This is a genomic window from Silvimonas terrae, assembly GCF_014202765.1.
GTDB lineage: Bacteria > Pseudomonadota > Gammaproteobacteria > Burkholderiales > Chitinibacteraceae > Silvimonas > Silvimonas terrae.
The window spans coordinates 882,356-897,758 of the sequence record NZ_JACHHN010000001.1 but is presented as its reverse complement, the minus strand read 5'-3'; the positions used below and the strand labels follow the sequence as shown (position 1 = coordinate 897,758).

Sequence of the window (15,403 nt, the reverse complement as noted above, 5' to 3'; positions counted from 1 at the left end):
GTGTCGGATCGGAAACTGGCAGTAATCAACCAGAGATAAGTCGGAAGAAATCGTTATATAGCGCTAGCGCCATTAACCCGGCAATAAACGCAAGGCCCAACCGCATGCCGAACGCTTGTACCCGCTCAGGGACCGGCCGTCCGGTCACCAGTTCGGCGGTATGATACAGCAAATGACCGCCATCCAGCAGCGGCACAGGTAGCAGGTTCAAAACAGCCAGGGAAAGGCTGATTCGGGCCAGTGTTTCAAGGAAGGGCAAGAACCCCATCTGGGCCGATCGCCCGGCCATGTCTGCCAGGGTAACCGGACCCCCTATCTGCTTGACAGAGACGTGGCCCACAATCATGCGACCAAACATCTGCAGGGTGAACTTGACCGTATCAATCACCTTGTTCCAGGCGGCACCAATAGCTGCTAGCGGGCCGTAGCGCAACTGCATTTGTTGCGCATTCCAGCGCGCCTCATCCAGCTTTGGCGCCAGCCCCAATTGTCCGATATGTTCACCCTTGACCACCACTTCATGTGGCGTCACGGTTTTGTTCAGCGTTTGTCCGTGCCGCTCCAGCACCAGGCTGACCGGCACCACAGGGTAACGCATGACAGCCTGCTGCAGCACGCTCCAGCTTTGCACCGGCTTGCCATTGACCGAGATAATCCGGTCGCCTGGTTTGATGTCCGCAGTCGCAGCGGCACTATCGGGGGCGACCTGGCCGATGACGTTGGTAATGGGCAAGGGTGAAATACCAAAACGGTCAATCAGACCTGCGTCTATTTCGCCCAGACTGGTCCGCGTGGGGTCCACGGCAATCGTGGCATCACCAGACTGGCTATGTACGGCCAGCTCAAAGGGCTCATGCCTGCTGGCAGCATCAATCAGGAATTCGGCCAGATCATCCCAGGTTTTAACCGGTTTGTTGTCAATGGCGTCAATACGATCACCGGCACGCAAGCCAATCTGCTGCGCGGGCGAACCTTGCGTGACATCGGCCAGCACCGGTCGCAAGGTGGTCACGCCAGAAATAAACAGCACCCAGTAAAACAACAGGGCCAACAGCAGATTGGCTGCGGGTCCCGCCACCGCCACTGCCATTTTCTTGAGTGGATGTTGCTGATTGAACGAACGCGGCAAATCTTCCGGTTCGACCGGGCGTTCACGCTCATCGAGCATGCGCACATAGCCGCCTAGCGGCACGGCAGCCAGTTGCCAGGTGGTTTCGCCCCGCTGCCAGGACAGCAGCTTTTTGCCAAACCCGATAGAGAACGTCAGAACTTTGATACCGCAACGACGCGCCACCCAGTAATGACCCAGTTCATGAAAGGTCACCAGAATGCCGATCGTCACCACAAAGGCGAGCACAGAGATCAATACGCTCATGAGGTCAGCTTTGTGCTTCCAGCCAGCGTTGTGCGGTCACGCGCGCCAGGCCGTCAGCCTGCTGCAGGGCGTCGAGCGAATCTGCCTTGCAATCACCGACGCAAGTGGCCAGCACTTCTTCAATCAGCACCGGAATTTGCGTGTAGCCAAGCTGGCGATCCAGAAATGCGGCCACTGCGACCTCGTTCGCTGCATTGAGCACAGCCGTTGCCGCCCCGCCTGCCCGCAGGGCTTCGAAGGCAAGGCGCAGACACGGTGTGCGCACCAGATCGGGCGCTTCAAAGTCCAGCCGACCCACACTAAAGAGATCCAGCGACTTGACACCCGATTCAACGCGCTGCGGATAAGACAGGCCATAGGCAATCGGGGTGCGCATATCCGGCGTGCCCAGTTGGGCCAGCACGGAGCCGTCAGCGTATTCAACCATGGAGTGGATGATGCTTTGCGGGTGCACAACCACGGTGATTTCATCGGGCCCGGCGTTGAACAGCCAGTGCGCCTCAATGACCTCCAGCCCCTTGTTCATCATGGTGGCGGAATCGACGGAAATCTTGCGCCCCATCGACCAGTTGGGGTGCTTGACGGCTTCTTCCGGCGTCACACTGGAGAGGGTCTCTACCGGGCGGGTGCGGAACGGGCCACCTGAAGCGGTCAACAGAATGCGCTTGACGCCAGCCTGAGCCAGCGTGCCGCGATAAGGATGCTCCCGATGTGCGCGGGGCAGCACCTGGAAGATGGCGTTGTGTTCGCTGTCGATTGGCAGCAGCTCGGCGCCGCTGGCGTTGACGGCATCCATAAAAAGCTTGCCCGCCAGCACCAGCGTTTCTTTATTGGCCAGCAACACACGCTTGGCGGCGCGAGCCGCCGCCAGAGTCGGGCGCATCCCTGCCGCACCGACAATCGCGGCCATCACCATGGTGACCTCTGGCGCGATGGCAACCTGCTCCAGTGCGGCCTCGCCACACAAGACTTCGGTCTCGCTACCGGCGGCCCTCAGGAGGCCACGCAGCGTTTCGGCGGATTGTTCATCCAGCACTACGGCATAACGCGGCGTGTGCTGACGGCATTGCTCCGCCAGTTTGTCGAGCTGGGTGGCGCCGGTCAGTGCGTAAACACGGAACTGGCCAGCATGACGGGCGACCACGTCAAGGGTACTCACCCCGATGCTACCGGTGGAGCCCAGCACGGTCAGCGTTTGGATTGCGCTCATGGTTACTGCCCGAAATTCGTTTTGTCGAGATTAATCAGCATGCCGGCACAGCGGCCGGAATCATGCCTGAATCAGCCAGGGCCACGCCAGCGCCGCCACAGGCAGCAAGGCAATCAGGCTATCTACGCGATCCAGCACACCACCATGACCTGGCAGCAACTGACTACTATCCTTGATGCCGGCCTGGCGCTTGAACAGGGACTCCATCAGGTCACCCACAATGGACACGGCGGTCAGACACCAACCTGCCAGCAGCATTTTCCACCAGACAATTCCGGCGACATGCCCCATGACCACGACGTAGATACCCACTGCAATCAACGCGCCAGCTACGCCTTCCCAGGTTTTTCCCGGGCTAATGGCGGGGGCCAGCTTGTGCTTGCCAAAGGCCTTGCCGGAAAAATACGCCGCCGTATCTGCAACCCAGGCCACGACCATGACGGCGAGCAAGCCGGAAGCACCAGCCTGCGCCCGCAACGCGGCCAGCGCAATACCTGCAGCGACCAGCAACAAAATGCCAGGCAGACAGCCCTTGAGCGCGGTGCTTTGCAGATTCCAGCGAAACTTGAGCCACAACGGGGCGACAACAACCCAGAACACCGTCGCCACGGCAAGCACCGGCCAGACCCACGGTTCACGGAACACAAAGAACTCAGGCGGCGCCAGCAACTCAACCAGCACACCCACTGTGACACCAAGGGCAATGCGGCCGGCGGAGCCCAGCTTGCATAAACCACCCCACTCCCACGCGCCCAGTGCGGTGACCAGCGCGGCAAACACCACCCAGCCAGAATGGGGCAGCAAATAAAGCGCACACAAAACCAGCGGTATCAAAACCAGTGCAGTCAGAACTCGGGTAATCAGCATTTCAGGACGCCGCGCTTTGTGGGTGCAGTTGTTCGCTGATCCGGCCAAACCGGCGCTCACGCCCCTGATACCAGGCCACGGCCTGGGCCATGGCGTCGTAATCGAAGTCAGGCCAGAGCATGTCGGTGAAATAGAGTTCGGCGTAGGCCAGCTGCCACAACAGGAAGTTACTGATGCGACGCTCGCCGCCGGTGCGGATAAACAGATCAGGCTCCGGCGCATAAGCCATGGCGAGATACGGCGCCAGATCAGATTCTTCTATCCGCGCCCCCGCCAGCTCCGGGCGATCCCGCAGCATGCATTCGGTCGCCTGCAAGATATCCCAGCGGCCACCGTAATCCGCAGCAATAGATAGCGTGACGCCGGCATTGCCGGCAGTGCGTGCTTCAGCAGATTCAATCCATTGCACCAACTCGGGCGCAAAATGGCTGCGGTCACCCACGATCTTCAGGCGAATGCCGTTCTCGTGCATGCGATCCACCTCGGATTGCAGCACCTTGAGAAACAAGCCCATCAGAAAAGAGACTTCGTCGGCCGGGCGGCGCCAGTTTTCGCTACTGAAGGCAAATACGGTGAGATACCGGATGCCCAGCTTGTCACACGCTTTGACCGTCGCCCGTAACGCATCGACCCCTTTTTTGTGGCCGAACACGCGGGGCATCAGGCGCTGTTTGGCCCAGCGCCCGTTGCCATCCATGATGATTGCAACGTGGCCGGGTACGCCAGACAGCTCGTCCGGGGTTTCCAGCGTGGAACTACGAAAAATACTCACCCGTCACCTCTTTGAGGACTTTCGACAACGACCGCAGCAACGCAGACTTAAACCGTCAGCAGTTCTTTTTCTTTTTCAGCCAGGGCCTTGTCGACCTCGGCGATGTATTTGTCAGTCAGCTTTTGCACTTCTTCCTGGCCACGACGCTCTTCGTCTTCGGAGATTTCCTTGTCCTTGAGCAGGTTTTTCAGGTCGTTATTGGCATCGCGACGGATATTGCGGGTCGATACGCGAGCGCCTTCGGCTTCGGTGCGTACCACCTTGATCAGGTCTTTGCGGCGCTCTTCGGTGAGCATGGGCATCGGCACGCGGATCTGGTCGCCATTGGTGGCCGGATTCAACCCCAGGTCAGAGTCACGAATGGCCTTTTCCACCTTGCCAACCATGGTCTTTTCGTACGGCTGCACAGCAATGGTCCGGGCATCGGACAGGGACACGTTGGCCACCTGGTTTACCGGCACCAAAGAGCCGTAGTAATCCACCTGAATATGATCCAGCAGGCCGGTGTGGGCGCGACCGGTACGGACCTTCATCAGGTCGGTCTTGAGCGCCTCGAGCGTCTTCTGCATGCGGGTTTCGGTATCTTTCTTCAAGTCAGCGATCATGATTCAAACCTCATCAAGCGTGGCCTGCATTGCAGTGGGTCACGCCAAATCAAAAACCGGCCGCATTTTATCACGACCGGCAAGAAAACCATGGGTCCAGCCCAAGACCCGACGTAACTTAGCAGTGTACCAGCGTACCTTCATCTTCCCCAAGTACCACGCGCTTGAGCGCGCCAGCCTTGAAGATGCTGAATACACTGATGTTCATTTTCTGGTCGCGACAGAGCGCAAATGCAGTGGCATCCATAACCTTGAGGTTACGGGAAATGGCTTCGTCAAACGTGACGGTGTGATAACGCACTGCATCCGGATTCTTCTTGGGATCGTCCGTATAGACGCCGTCCACCTTGGTCGCCTTGAGCACAATATCTGCACCCACTTCCATACCGCGCAGTGCTGCAGCCGTATCCGTGGTGAAGAACGGGTTGCCGGTACCGGCCCCAAAAATCACCACCTTGTTTTCTTCCAGATAACGGATGGCTTTGCCGCGGATATAAGGCTCTGCCACCTGCTGAATGGTCAGCGCGGACTGCACGCGACTGACGATGCCAGCGTGACGCATGGCATCTTGCAGGGCCAGTGCATTCATGACCGTTGCCAGCATCCCCATGTAGTCGGCGGTAGCGCGATCCATACCGGCAGCAGCCGGTGCCACGCCACGGAAGATATTACCGCCACCGATCACAATGGCGACCTGCACGCCCAGATCAACCACGGCCTTGATTTCCTGGACAATGCGCTCGATGGTGACACGGTTGATACCGTAGCTGTCCTCTCCCATCAGGGCCTCACCAGACAGTTTCACCAAGATGCGTTTGTATTTGGTATCGGGGCTCATTCGGGTTCCTTTTGTGAGGTATCTTGAGGATGTGACGGGCCGGCTCTTGGCCAGCCGAAGTATGCACTTTGCGATGCCACTCGAACATGGCGAAGTACACACCGGGCGAACAAACGCCGCGCGTCGCCGCGCGGCGTTGTTGTTTGGTGCGGGCAAGGTAGACACTTGCCGGTTTCGCCCGTCTTTACCCTGTCTGAGCCGTTATAGCACAGCATGGGAAAAACCGGGCGCGATGCGACGATCAGACCTTGGCAGCGGCAGCCACTTCAGCGGCGTAGTCCACAACCTTCTTCTCGATCCCTTCACCCACCACGAACATGGTGAATGCATCCACCTTGGCGCTGTTCTCGGCCAGCAGTTTTTCAACGGTCTGGTCCGGATTCTTCACGAACGGCTGACCCAGCAGGGTCACCTCAGCCAGGTACTTGGATACGCGGCCTTCAACCATCTTGGCAACGATATCAGCCGGCTTGCCCGATTCAGCAGCTTGCGCGGTGTAGATCTTGCGTTCGGATTCCAGCAATTCGGCCGGAACCTGGTCCTTGGACACACACACCGGCTTGGAAGCGGCCACGTGCATGGCGATATCCTTACCCAGTTGCTCGTCACCACCTTGCAGAGCCACCAGCACGCCGATCTTGGAGCCGTGCAGGTAAGCGGCCAGTTGACCGTTGGTTTCGTAACGCACGGCGCGACGCAGAGTGATGTTTTCTGCCAGCTTGGAGATCACAGCCTTGCGGTGTTCTTCAACGGTAGCACCGTCAACGGTCACGTTCGCCAGGGCTTCAACGTCGGTCACGTTGGATTCAGCAACGGCTTTCACGGCCAGCGCGGCAAAGGCCAGGAAGTTGGCATCCTTGCCCACAAAGTCGGTTTCGCAGTTCACTTCGATCAGCGCGCCCAGCTTCTTGTCGCCGGAGATGAATGCAGCCACGGTGCCTTCAGCAGCGGTACGACCGGCCAGCTTGGAAGCCTTGTTGCCGGACTTGATACGCAGCGCTTCTTCAGCAGCCTTGATATCGCCACCCGCTTCAACCAGGGCCTTCTTGCATTCCATCATGCCCATGCCGGTCAGTTCGCGCAGTTCGCCGACCAATTTTGCGGTAATTTCCGCCATAGTGATTCTCCTGAAATTCGAATGTGTCTCTGGATACTTGCGAAAAAGGGGCGCAACGCCCCTTTTTCATGCAGATTCTAGCGAGCTGAAATTACGCTTGCGCTTCAGCAGCAGCTTCCACGACTTCCTGCACAGCCTGGTTACGGCCTTCCAGCACGGCATCAGCCACGCCACGGGCGTACAGACGGATAGCGCGGGAGGAGTCATCGTTACCCGGGATGATGAAGTTGATGCCTTCCGGGTTGTTGTTGGTATCAACAACACCGATCACCGGAATACCCAGCTTCTGGGCTTCAACGATGGCACCCTTCTGGTAGCCAGTGTCGATCACGAAGATCGCGTCCGGCAGACCCTTCATATCCTTGATGCCGCCCAGCGAGCGCTCGAGCTTTTCAACTTCGCGCTTGATGTCCAGCAGTTCTTTCTTGCCGTAGCCGTTGTTTTCATCAGCCAGAATAGCGGTCAGGTCTTCCAGACGCTTGATGGACTGCTTGACGGTCTTGAAGTTCGTCAGCATACCGCCGAGCCAGCGGTGATCAACGAACGGCATACCGGCGCGTTGTGCTTCTTCAGCCAGGATTTCGCGAGCCTGGCGCTTGGTACCAACAAACAGGACAGTACCCTTGTTGGCCGACAGACGACGCACGTACTTCAGCGCCTCTTCGAACAGCGGCAGGGTCTTTTCCAGGTTGATAATGTGAATCTTGTTGCGAGCACCGAAAATGTACTGGCTCATCTTGGGATGCCAGTAACGGGTTTGGTGACCAAAGTGGACGCCCGCTTCGAGCATCTGACGCATGCTGATAGACATAAAACTGAACTCCGATAAGGGTTATGGCCTACCGTCCGCGTTGCACGCCGGGTCAGATAATTGATTGACCCTGAGTGGCGCACCCTTAATGGCGGACCGGGAAGATTTCCGCGAAATGCGAAAGCGCAAGATTATAACCTGATTGTGACAACTCGCTCAAGTCGCCCGGAACAACAAACACGCAGCCCGTATTTATGGTGCCCGCACCCCGGTACAGGCCGGTGCATCCGTAGTGGCACACACGCTGGTCAGGCGTGCCTGCGCGTCGGCCTGCAAAGACTGATCTGCCAGCGCCCTCGCCAGCTCAAGTTGCAGCGCAAAGTCATCGGCCAGCCAGGCTGGGTTGGCCAGAGTGCGGTCCAGCGCCAACCCTTGCTGCAGGGTTTGCCAGCCTGCCGCCGGCTGCCCTTGCACTAGATGGCTCTGTGCAATCAGCCGCAACGCATGGGCCCGTTCCGCAACCGGCAGGGCATCGCCTTGCGCCAGCACTGCATTGGCGAGCTGCAAAGCCCCGGCCGCATCGCCTTGCTGCAGACGAATGCGGGCTGCCAGATTGGATAATTGCGGAGCGATGGCGCAATCAGCGCCACACAAGGTTTGCGATTGTTGCAATAACGCGGTGGCCGCATGTGCATCAGGCATGGCCAGCAAGGCCAGTTGATAAGTGGCCTGAGCGCGTTGCGCCTTGCTGAACAAGGGCGAGTTCATGGCGCTCAGCGTGGAGATCACCTGCTGCGATTGATGCAGACGCGCCTGGGCATTCGCCAGCCCCAGTCGTGCCTCGCCCTGCCCGTTCCAGTCATCTGCCGACTGGAACAGCGTCAGCGCAATCTGCCACTGCACGGCCGCATCCTCCCAGCGCTGTTGATGACCCGCCCGGTTAGCGCTAGCCATGGCAGTGCGCGCCTGGGTGGCGACCGTCATGGCCGGCGTGGGTGGCGTCGGCGCGGAACTACAAGCCACCAGGGCACCAGCCGCCAACAGCAATAAATACAGTAAATGCTGACGCAGCATGGCTCACTCCCCCCGGCTTTCCGGCACCGGCGCCGAAGCATCCGGCGCACTGACCCAGTTGCGGAACGGCCAACTGCGTTGCGCGCCGTTCACCAGATCATCGCCACTCTGCACCAGATCCCCGGCATTACGCACAATGGAGGGCAATTGCGGCGCGACGCCATCCACCGCCTTGCGCGCGGTCGTCGCCAGCGCCGCGGCCTCACTGGCGGTGCGGTTGGCATTATCCAGAATACCCGGCAGGCGGGTAGCCACATCAGAAGCCGCCCGGTCTGCCTGGGCCAGCACCTGGTCTGCGCGGCGGGCAGCCTGGGTGGCTTGATCCAGCGTGGCGGGCAAGTCTTTGGCGGCGACTTGATCCAGATGCTGCAACACCTGATCCAGTGTTTTGCGGGTTTCACGCAGCTCAGCACTGAACTGGTTCAGATTGGCCACGGTGCCACGCACGTCCCCCTTGGGGTCATTCAGATAATCAAGCGTGTCATGAATCGAATCGATCACCGGAATCGTCCGCTGGCGCAGGTCTGCCGCAATTTCAGACAGACCCATCACTGGCGCAAAGACGAGCTTGCCACCCTCCTGAATAGGGGCTGCCGTGGCCGTGCCGCCAGCGATCTCTATATAGTGGTCGCCCAGAAAGCCATCTTGCTGCAACAGCGCCACCGAGTCGGGCTTGACCCATTTCAGATAGCGGTTCTCCACCAGCAGTTCGACGTCGACTTTGGCTTGGTCATTGAGTGCAACACGATCCACCACGCCGATTTTGAAGCCGGAAAAACGCACTTGCATACCAGTGCTCATACTGTTGCCACTTTCTGCGACAAAAGACAGCCGCGTTTTGGGTGTGAAATAACCCTGGCGAATGGCCAGCAACACCACCAGCGCAACAAAGCACAGAAAACCAGCAACAATGAACACACCGACCCGCCAGCCCAGCCACTGGAAACGGGCATCGGTGTCCTTGAGATATTTAATGGGCATCAATCGATCCGGCAATCAAAACAAGCGGTTTTGACCCACCCCATCAGGGCGGGCCGTGTTACTTTTTAGTTATATATATGCTGAAGTTCTGCCAAACACGCCAGCATATCTGCACCAGCCACAGCGCACTTCACCAGACTTCGGTTTGTGGCAATGGCAGAATCTCTTGCATATGCAGCGCCGGGTCCGGGGCACCAATGCCCACCACCACCAGCGGCACCGCCAATGTCATGCGCTCAAACAAATCTTTGCAGGCGTGCGGCGCAGACTGACTTATCCAGCCAAACCAGTCTTGATCTGCCAGCAAATACCTGGCCTCCTGCATATAGGCACGCACCAGCACCAATTGCCGCTTGCGCTCCCGATCCAGACTGGCGGGCAAGGCCGCGGCCAACTGGGTTAGCGCCTTGCCCTCCAGCCCCAATTGCGCAAACGCTTCCTGGAAGCGGACCTCTAGCTGGGCTAGCGATTGTTGGCGATGATACCAGGCCGGCAGGGCCAGGTTCTCCCACACCCGCAAATTGCTTAACAAACCACCAGTGCCTTCCAGCGCGCCAATCTGCCCGGGCGCCAACGGATTCAGCACCTCGGCACACGCGTCAAAGCGTTGCTGCATTTGTTGTTCATTGCCGCAGATCAGCCAGTAACGCTGACCCGGCTCCAGCGTTTGCTCAATCCCGCCAGACAGTTTCAGGAGAGCCATAGCGACCACATGAAATCCAGCACAAAAATCGCACTGAGCCCCCGCACTACCGCTCGGGAGGATGCCTTGGGGATATCCGTGACATACGGCCCGACCCGCAAGCCCACATGGCACGCCAGCAAACTGGTGCCCATACCGAACAGCGCCGCCTTGGCCATGCAGGTCAGCACCTGTTCCAGGGTGAGCATGCGGTCCAATTCGGACACTTGATAAGTCACATCGGCCCCCGCCCCCAGCAAGGCACCACCCAGTTGTGCGGCGACTGCCAGGTAAAATGACAGGCCAACACAGGCAACGGTCATGCCCAGCACGCGCGGCATGATCAGATAGCCACCCAGCGGAATCCCCATGCGATAGAGACTGCGGATTTCGCCATGAACCTGCATGGTCGCCAGTTCACTCGCCACCGCCGAGGATGAACGCGCCACCAGAATAATCGCGGCCAGTAACGGGCTGATCTCCTTGAACCCCAAGGACGCCAGCAGACGGAGGGCGGCCTCCTGACTTTGGCCGTATTGGCCATGCAACATCGCCACCACAATACCGCCCAGCGCAAAGCCAACCAGCAAAACCAGCAGCGCCGCCTCATTACCGGTGAAATAGATTTGCTTGAGCAATACGCGCCTGGCTGGCGCATGGCGCAAGCCGGAGAGCGGGTCAAGCACTGGGGAAAACAGGCGGCGCAGCATGAAAAATGTAAAGCCCGATGAAAGACAGCGGTCACTATAACGTGCATTTTGCCCTTGTCACAAAGGCCGGCGGACGCTGCGCTCTGGAAAAGCCCATCGCCAGCCCCAAGCTCTCTCGGTAGTTAACCCGCTTCTTTGCACCTGAAGGCGTTGTGCCGGGGCAATCAGCGCCATAGTCAATTTCGATTAGATCGACCCGATCCAATGAATTAGACTAACGACAAAATTCAAGCCCTCCATCTACACAGGAATTTTCCCATGTCCACCAGACATTCCAATCTGCTGATTCTGGGCTCTGGCCCGGCCGGTTATACCGCAGCCGTGTACGCCGCCCGCGCCAACCTCAAGCCTGTGCTGATTACCGGCCTTGCCCAGGGCGGTCAACTCACCACCACCACGGAAGTGGATAACTGGCCTGCCGACGCCGACGGCGTGCAGGGTCCGGAACTGATGGTGCGCTTTCAAAAGCATGCAGAACGCTTTGGTACGGAAATCCTGTTTGACCACATCCACACCACCTACCTGAACGAAAAGCCGATCCGCCTGGTGGGCGACTCTGGCGAATACACGTGCGACGCACTGATTGTGGCAACCGGCGCTTCGGCTCAGTACATCGGCCTGCCTAGCGAAGAAGCATTTGCCGGCAAGGGCGTATCGGCTTGCGCAACGTGTGACGGTTTCTTCTACCGTGGCCAGCGCGTCGCCGTGGTCGGTGGCGGCAATACTGCCGTGGAAGAAGCCTTGTACCTGGCCAATATTGCCAACCATGTGACCCTGATTCACCGCCGCGACACTTTCCGCGCCGAGAAAATTCTGGTCGATCACCTGATGGCCAAAGTGGCTGAAGGCAAGATTTCGCTGGAAACCCATCAAACCCTGGACGAAGTATTGGGCGACAACACCGGCGTGACCGGCGTGCGCCTGAAGTCCACACAAGACGGCAGCACAAAGAATGTCGAACTGGCGGGTGTATTCATTGCCATTGGCCACAAGCCGAACACCGACATTTTCAAGGGTCAGCTGGAAATGGACAGCACCGGCTACCTGATCACCAAGGGCGGCCGCGATGGCAATGCCACTGCGACCAGCGTGCCAGGCGTGTTTGCCGCCGGCGATGTGCAGGATCATATCTACCGCCAGGCTGTGACGTCCGCCGCCAGCGGTTGCCAGGCCGCGCTGGATGCGGATCGCTACCTGGAAACCCTGCGCTAAGCCTTGTTGTCAGAACCACATTAAAAAAAGCCGCCTCTCTGGATGCGGCTTTTTTATTGGTCGATTTGTCGATTTGTTGTTGCGTAGTGACGCCAGATCAACCGTAGCTGCGCACCACAACGGAGATGCCCTGCTGATCGCCCGGGGATGGCGCCGGATCACGCACCGGCGGCGGGCTCACGATTTCTTTTTTGACCGCTTGCCGGCCGGGGCGCTGCGGATCTTCAGCCACAGGCGGCGTTTGCGGCGGCAGATCAGTTTGAGGATTTGGCATCGGCAACACTCCAGAACACAAAACTAAAACACCAATACTAAAAGCAGCGCGCTCTGCCCGCGGGTGGGAATATCGCCATTGCCTTTGCGCTTTCTCGCCTTTCCGGCCCAACGCCTTACAGCCGGATGCCACAACCGCCATACGCATGTTATGTTGCGGGCATTACCGCTCCAACCTGCCCAGCCATGAGTTCCGACCCGAAACAGCGCCTCAAGGAAATCAAAAAGACGCTTAAACAGGCCGCTGCCGCCCCCAAGCCGGCCCCGATCAAACCACCGGAACCGACAGACCACGAACTCTTTATTGCGGCGACCAAGGGCGTTATGCCGCTTTATCGCCCCGCCACTGTGGAACATGCGCGCGCGCGACCCAGCCCGTGGCCGCGCCAGCGTGAAAAAGATGAAGCCGCCGTCATGGCCGAAGCCATGTCTGACCTGTGGCCGTGGGATGAACTGGAAAGCGGCGAAGAACTCTTGTTCATCCGGCCCGGCCTGAAGCTGGAAACCCTGCGCAAATTACGGCGTGGCGAATGGGTGGTCCAGGCACAACTGGACCTGCACGGGCACACCACAGATACCGCCCGGCTGGCGGTGGCCGAGTTTCTGCTGCAATGCCGGCGCACCAACAAGCGCTGTGTGCGTATTATTCACGGGAAGGGCCTGGGCTCGAAAAACCGCGAGCCTGTACTCAAGCTCAAACTGAAGAACTGGCTGGCCCAGCGAGATGAAGTGCTGGGCTTTAGCCAGGCACGCCCGGTTGACGGCGGCGCTGGTGCTGTACTGGTGTTGCTCAAAGGCTGGCGAGAGAAATAACGCATCGCCCGCAGCGCCCGTAAAAGTCTGTAACAGGCGGCTTAAGCTTGCCCTAAGCCCTCCAGGCGGCCATTCAGGTACAATGCCGCGTTTTCATACTAGCGTGATCCGATGAACGCCTTCTTTTCCCGTCCCGGTTTCCGGGTCCTGATTGTGGTGCTGTTTGCGGTACTGTGGTTCGGCACACTGGGTTATCGCAAGGTCATCACGCCGGATGAAGGCCGTTATGCCGAGATCGGCCGCGAGATGGCGGTCTCTGGCGACTGGGTCACGCCCCGCCTGAATGGCATCAAGTATTTCGAAAAGCCGGCCCTGCAATACTGGGGTACTGCCGCCAGCTTCAAACTGCTGGGCGAAAATGAATTTGCCGCGCGCCTCTGGCCGGGTCTGACCGGCTTTCTGGGTGTCCTGTTTGCTTTTCTTGTCTCCCGTCGTTTCTGGGGCGAGCGCGTGGCATGGCTGACCGGCGCCATTCTGGCCAGTTGCGTCTGGTGGATGGCCAATGGTCACTTTCTGACGCTGGATATGGGCGTGAGCTTTTTCATGTCGCTGGGCATGGGTGCGTTCATGCTGGCCCAGCGCAAAGACGCCACTGAAGACGAAAACCGCAACTGGATGGTGGCCTGCTGGGCCGCCATGGGTCTGGCCATCTTGTCCAAGGGCCTGATCGGCATTGTGCTGCCGGGCGCGGTGCTGGTGTTGTACTCCCTGATTCAGCGTGATGCCCGCCTGTGGCTGCGGCTGCATATTGGCAAGGGTTTGTTGGTGATGCTGGTCATTACCGTGCCGTGGTTCTGGTTTGTCTCCCGCGCCAATTCCGAGTTCTTGTGGTTCTTCTTCGTGCATGAGCACTTTCAGCGCTTTACCACGACAGAGCATCATCGGCTGGGCCCGGTCTGGTATTTTATCCCGGTCCTGATTGCCGGCATGCTGCCGTGGACGTCGCTGTTGCCGCAGGCGCTCAAGCTGGGTTGGCAGAAAGATGAAACCCAACGGTTTCAGGCCAACCGTTTCTTGCTGATCTGGGCGGTTTTCATTTTTGCCTTTTTCTCCAAGTCTGACTCCAAGCTGCCGTCTTATATCCTGCCGATTTTCCCGGCACTGGCCATGCTGGCCGCGCAAGTACTGGACAAGCTCTCGGCCCGCGCGGTGCGCTGGCACCTGGGCTGGGTGGCCTTGCTGGGTCTGGCGGTGATCATTGGCGCGTATTTCTTCGGGCAAACCGGCAGCGTACGCACGCCGCAAGAGATCAATCACATCTATTCATGGTGGCTGGTGGCAGCCGGCATGGTCTTGCTGGCCACGGGCGTTGCCACGTGGATGCTCGCCAGCCGTAACCAGAAATGCGCGGCCATTGCCGCCACGGTGATTGGCAGCGTGATTGGCTTTCAGATTCCCATGCTTGGGCATGAATCGTTTGCGGTCACCAACTCCAGCTATTACCTCGTGCAGGCGATGAAGCCCCATATCACGCCCAGCACCACGCTCTATGCCGTGGAGTACTACGATCAAAGCTTGCCGTTTTATCTCAAGCGCACACTGCAATTTGTGGATTATGTAGATGAATTTGAAACCGGCCAGAAAGCTGAGCCAGACAAACTCATCCATATGGACGAATTTGCCCGCCGCTGGCAAACCGACCAGGCCCCCATGGCCGTTGTCACCCAGACCACGTATGAGAAGCTGCAAAAACTGGGCCTCTCCATGAGCATTTTGACCAGCGACCCGCGTCGCCTTGTGATTACCCGACCATGAAAGCACTTGAATTCGTATTGATCCTGATTGGCGTGCTGCTCAACGCCGGCGCCCAACTGGCCCTGAAAGCCGGCGTGCGCAATATCGGCCATTTTGAGTTTTCTGCAGCCAATGCCCTGCCGATTGGCTGGCAGCTGGCGACCAATCCCTACATCATCACCGGCTTGTCCTGCTACGTGATCAGCGTGGTGGTATGGATCATGGCGCTCTCCCGGGTTGAGGTCAGTGTGGCCTACCCGATGCTGTCCATTGGTTACGTTGTCAACGCCATCCTTGCCTGGCAGTTATTTGGCGAGGCGCTGTCTACCCAGCGCGTGGCTGGCATTGGCATCATCATTGTTGGCGTTTACCTGATTGCCCGGAGTTAA

The 15,403-nt window shown here is 58.7% G+C and carries 17 protein-coding genes; 4 read left to right on the top strand and 13 right to left on the bottom strand.

What is annotated here, in order from left to right; all coding sequences use genetic code 11:
* Positions 1 to 25 precede the first annotated feature (25 nt).
* From rseP to HNQ50_RS03660, 12 genes are all read right to left on the bottom strand, one after another.
* Positions 26 to 1,375, bottom strand: coding sequence for an RIP metalloprotease RseP (gene rseP, locus HNQ50_RS03715; protein WP_184097670.1), 1,350 nt, complete (start codon positions 1,373 to 1,375; stop codon positions 26 to 28).
* A 4-nt stretch (positions 1,376 to 1,379) separates the two neighbouring features.
* On the bottom strand, positions 1,380 to 2,585 hold the full coding sequence (gene ispC / locus HNQ50_RS03710; protein WP_184097667.1) for a 1-deoxy-D-xylulose-5-phosphate reductoisomerase: 1,206 nt from the start codon (positions 2,583 to 2,585) through the stop codon (positions 1,380 to 1,382).
* 60 nt (positions 2,586 to 2,645) lie between these two features.
* Complete coding sequence (locus HNQ50_RS03705; protein WP_184097665.1) at positions 2,646 to 3,452, bottom strand: phosphatidate cytidylyltransferase; 807 nt, start codon at positions 3,450 to 3,452, stop codon at positions 2,646 to 2,648.
* 1 nt (position 3,453) lies between these two features.
* On the bottom strand, positions 3,454 to 4,218 hold the full coding sequence (gene uppS, locus HNQ50_RS03700) for a polyprenyl diphosphate synthase (protein WP_308419128.1): 765 nt from the start codon (positions 4,216 to 4,218) through the stop codon (positions 3,454 to 3,456).
* Positions 4,219 to 4,271: 53 nt separating this feature from the next.
* A complete protein-coding gene (gene frr / locus HNQ50_RS03695; protein ID WP_221302972.1) occupies positions 4,272 to 4,829 on the bottom strand; it encodes a ribosome recycling factor in 558 nt (185 codons plus the stop codon).
* A gap of 118 nt (positions 4,830 to 4,947) precedes the next feature.
* Entirely contained in the window at positions 4,948 to 5,667 is a 720-nt protein-coding gene (gene pyrH, locus HNQ50_RS03690) for a UMP kinase (protein ID WP_184097660.1), read from the bottom strand.
* A 241-nt stretch (positions 5,668 to 5,908) separates the two neighbouring features.
* Positions 5,909 to 6,784, bottom strand: coding sequence for a translation elongation factor Ts (tsf, locus tag HNQ50_RS03685; protein ID WP_184097658.1), 876 nt, complete (start codon positions 6,782 to 6,784; stop codon positions 5,909 to 5,911).
* A gap of 91 nt (positions 6,785 to 6,875) precedes the next feature.
* Positions 6,876 to 7,595: a 30S ribosomal protein S2 gene (gene rpsB, locus HNQ50_RS03680; protein ID WP_184097656.1), complete on the bottom strand. Its 720-nt coding sequence runs from the start codon at positions 7,593 to 7,595 to the stop codon at positions 6,876 to 6,878.
* A gap of 192 nt (positions 7,596 to 7,787) precedes the next feature.
* On the bottom strand, positions 7,788 to 8,609 hold the full coding sequence (locus HNQ50_RS03675) for a hypothetical protein (protein WP_184097654.1): 822 nt from the start codon (positions 8,607 to 8,609) through the stop codon (positions 7,788 to 7,790).
* A gap of 3 nt (positions 8,610 to 8,612) precedes the next feature.
* A complete protein-coding gene (locus tag HNQ50_RS03670; RefSeq protein ID WP_184097652.1) occupies positions 8,613 to 9,590 on the bottom strand; it encodes an MlaD family protein in 978 nt (325 codons plus the stop codon).
* A 130-nt stretch (positions 9,591 to 9,720) separates the two neighbouring features.
* Positions 9,721 to 10,293, bottom strand: coding sequence for a hypothetical protein (locus HNQ50_RS03665; RefSeq protein ID WP_184097651.1), 573 nt, complete (start codon positions 10,291 to 10,293; stop codon positions 9,721 to 9,723).
* Positions 10,281 to 10,982, bottom strand: a complete 702-nt coding sequence (locus tag HNQ50_RS03660; RefSeq protein WP_184097648.1) for an ABC transporter permease — start codon at positions 10,980 to 10,982, stop codon at positions 10,281 to 10,283. Before HNQ50_RS03660 ends, HNQ50_RS03665 begins: the two co-directional genes overlap by 13 nt.
* Before the next feature lie 258 nt (positions 10,983 to 11,240).
* On the opposite strand from HNQ50_RS03660, the gene trxB reads away from it, so the two are divergent.
* Positions 11,241 to 12,194: a thioredoxin-disulfide reductase gene (trxB, locus tag HNQ50_RS03655; RefSeq protein ID WP_184097646.1), complete on the top strand. Its 954-nt coding sequence runs from the start codon at positions 11,241 to 11,243 to the stop codon at positions 12,192 to 12,194.
* Between the two features lie 97 nt (positions 12,195 to 12,291).
* Here the strand turns inward: trxB and HNQ50_RS03650 are convergent, their stop codons facing one another.
* Positions 12,292 to 12,468, bottom strand: coding sequence for a hypothetical protein (locus tag HNQ50_RS03650; RefSeq protein ID WP_184097644.1), 177 nt, complete (start codon positions 12,466 to 12,468; stop codon positions 12,292 to 12,294).
* Between the two features lie 185 nt (positions 12,469 to 12,653).
* Here HNQ50_RS03650 and HNQ50_RS03645 point away from each other — a divergent pair, with 185 nt between their 5' ends.
* From HNQ50_RS03645 to HNQ50_RS03635, 3 genes are all read left to right on the top strand, one after another.
* Complete coding sequence (locus HNQ50_RS03645; protein WP_184097642.1) at positions 12,654 to 13,280, top strand: Smr/MutS family protein; 627 nt, start codon at positions 12,654 to 12,656, stop codon at positions 13,278 to 13,280.
* A gap of 111 nt (positions 13,281 to 13,391) precedes the next feature.
* Positions 13,392 to 15,035 (top strand): phospholipid carrier-dependent glycosyltransferase, encoded by a 1,644-nt coding sequence (locus HNQ50_RS03640; protein WP_184097640.1) that lies wholly within the window; start codon positions 13,392 to 13,394, stop codon positions 15,033 to 15,035.
* A complete protein-coding gene (locus HNQ50_RS03635; protein WP_184097638.1) occupies positions 15,032 to 15,403 on the top strand; it encodes an SMR family transporter in 372 nt (123 codons plus the stop codon). The genes HNQ50_RS03640 and HNQ50_RS03635 overlap by 4 nt, the downstream gene beginning before the upstream one ends.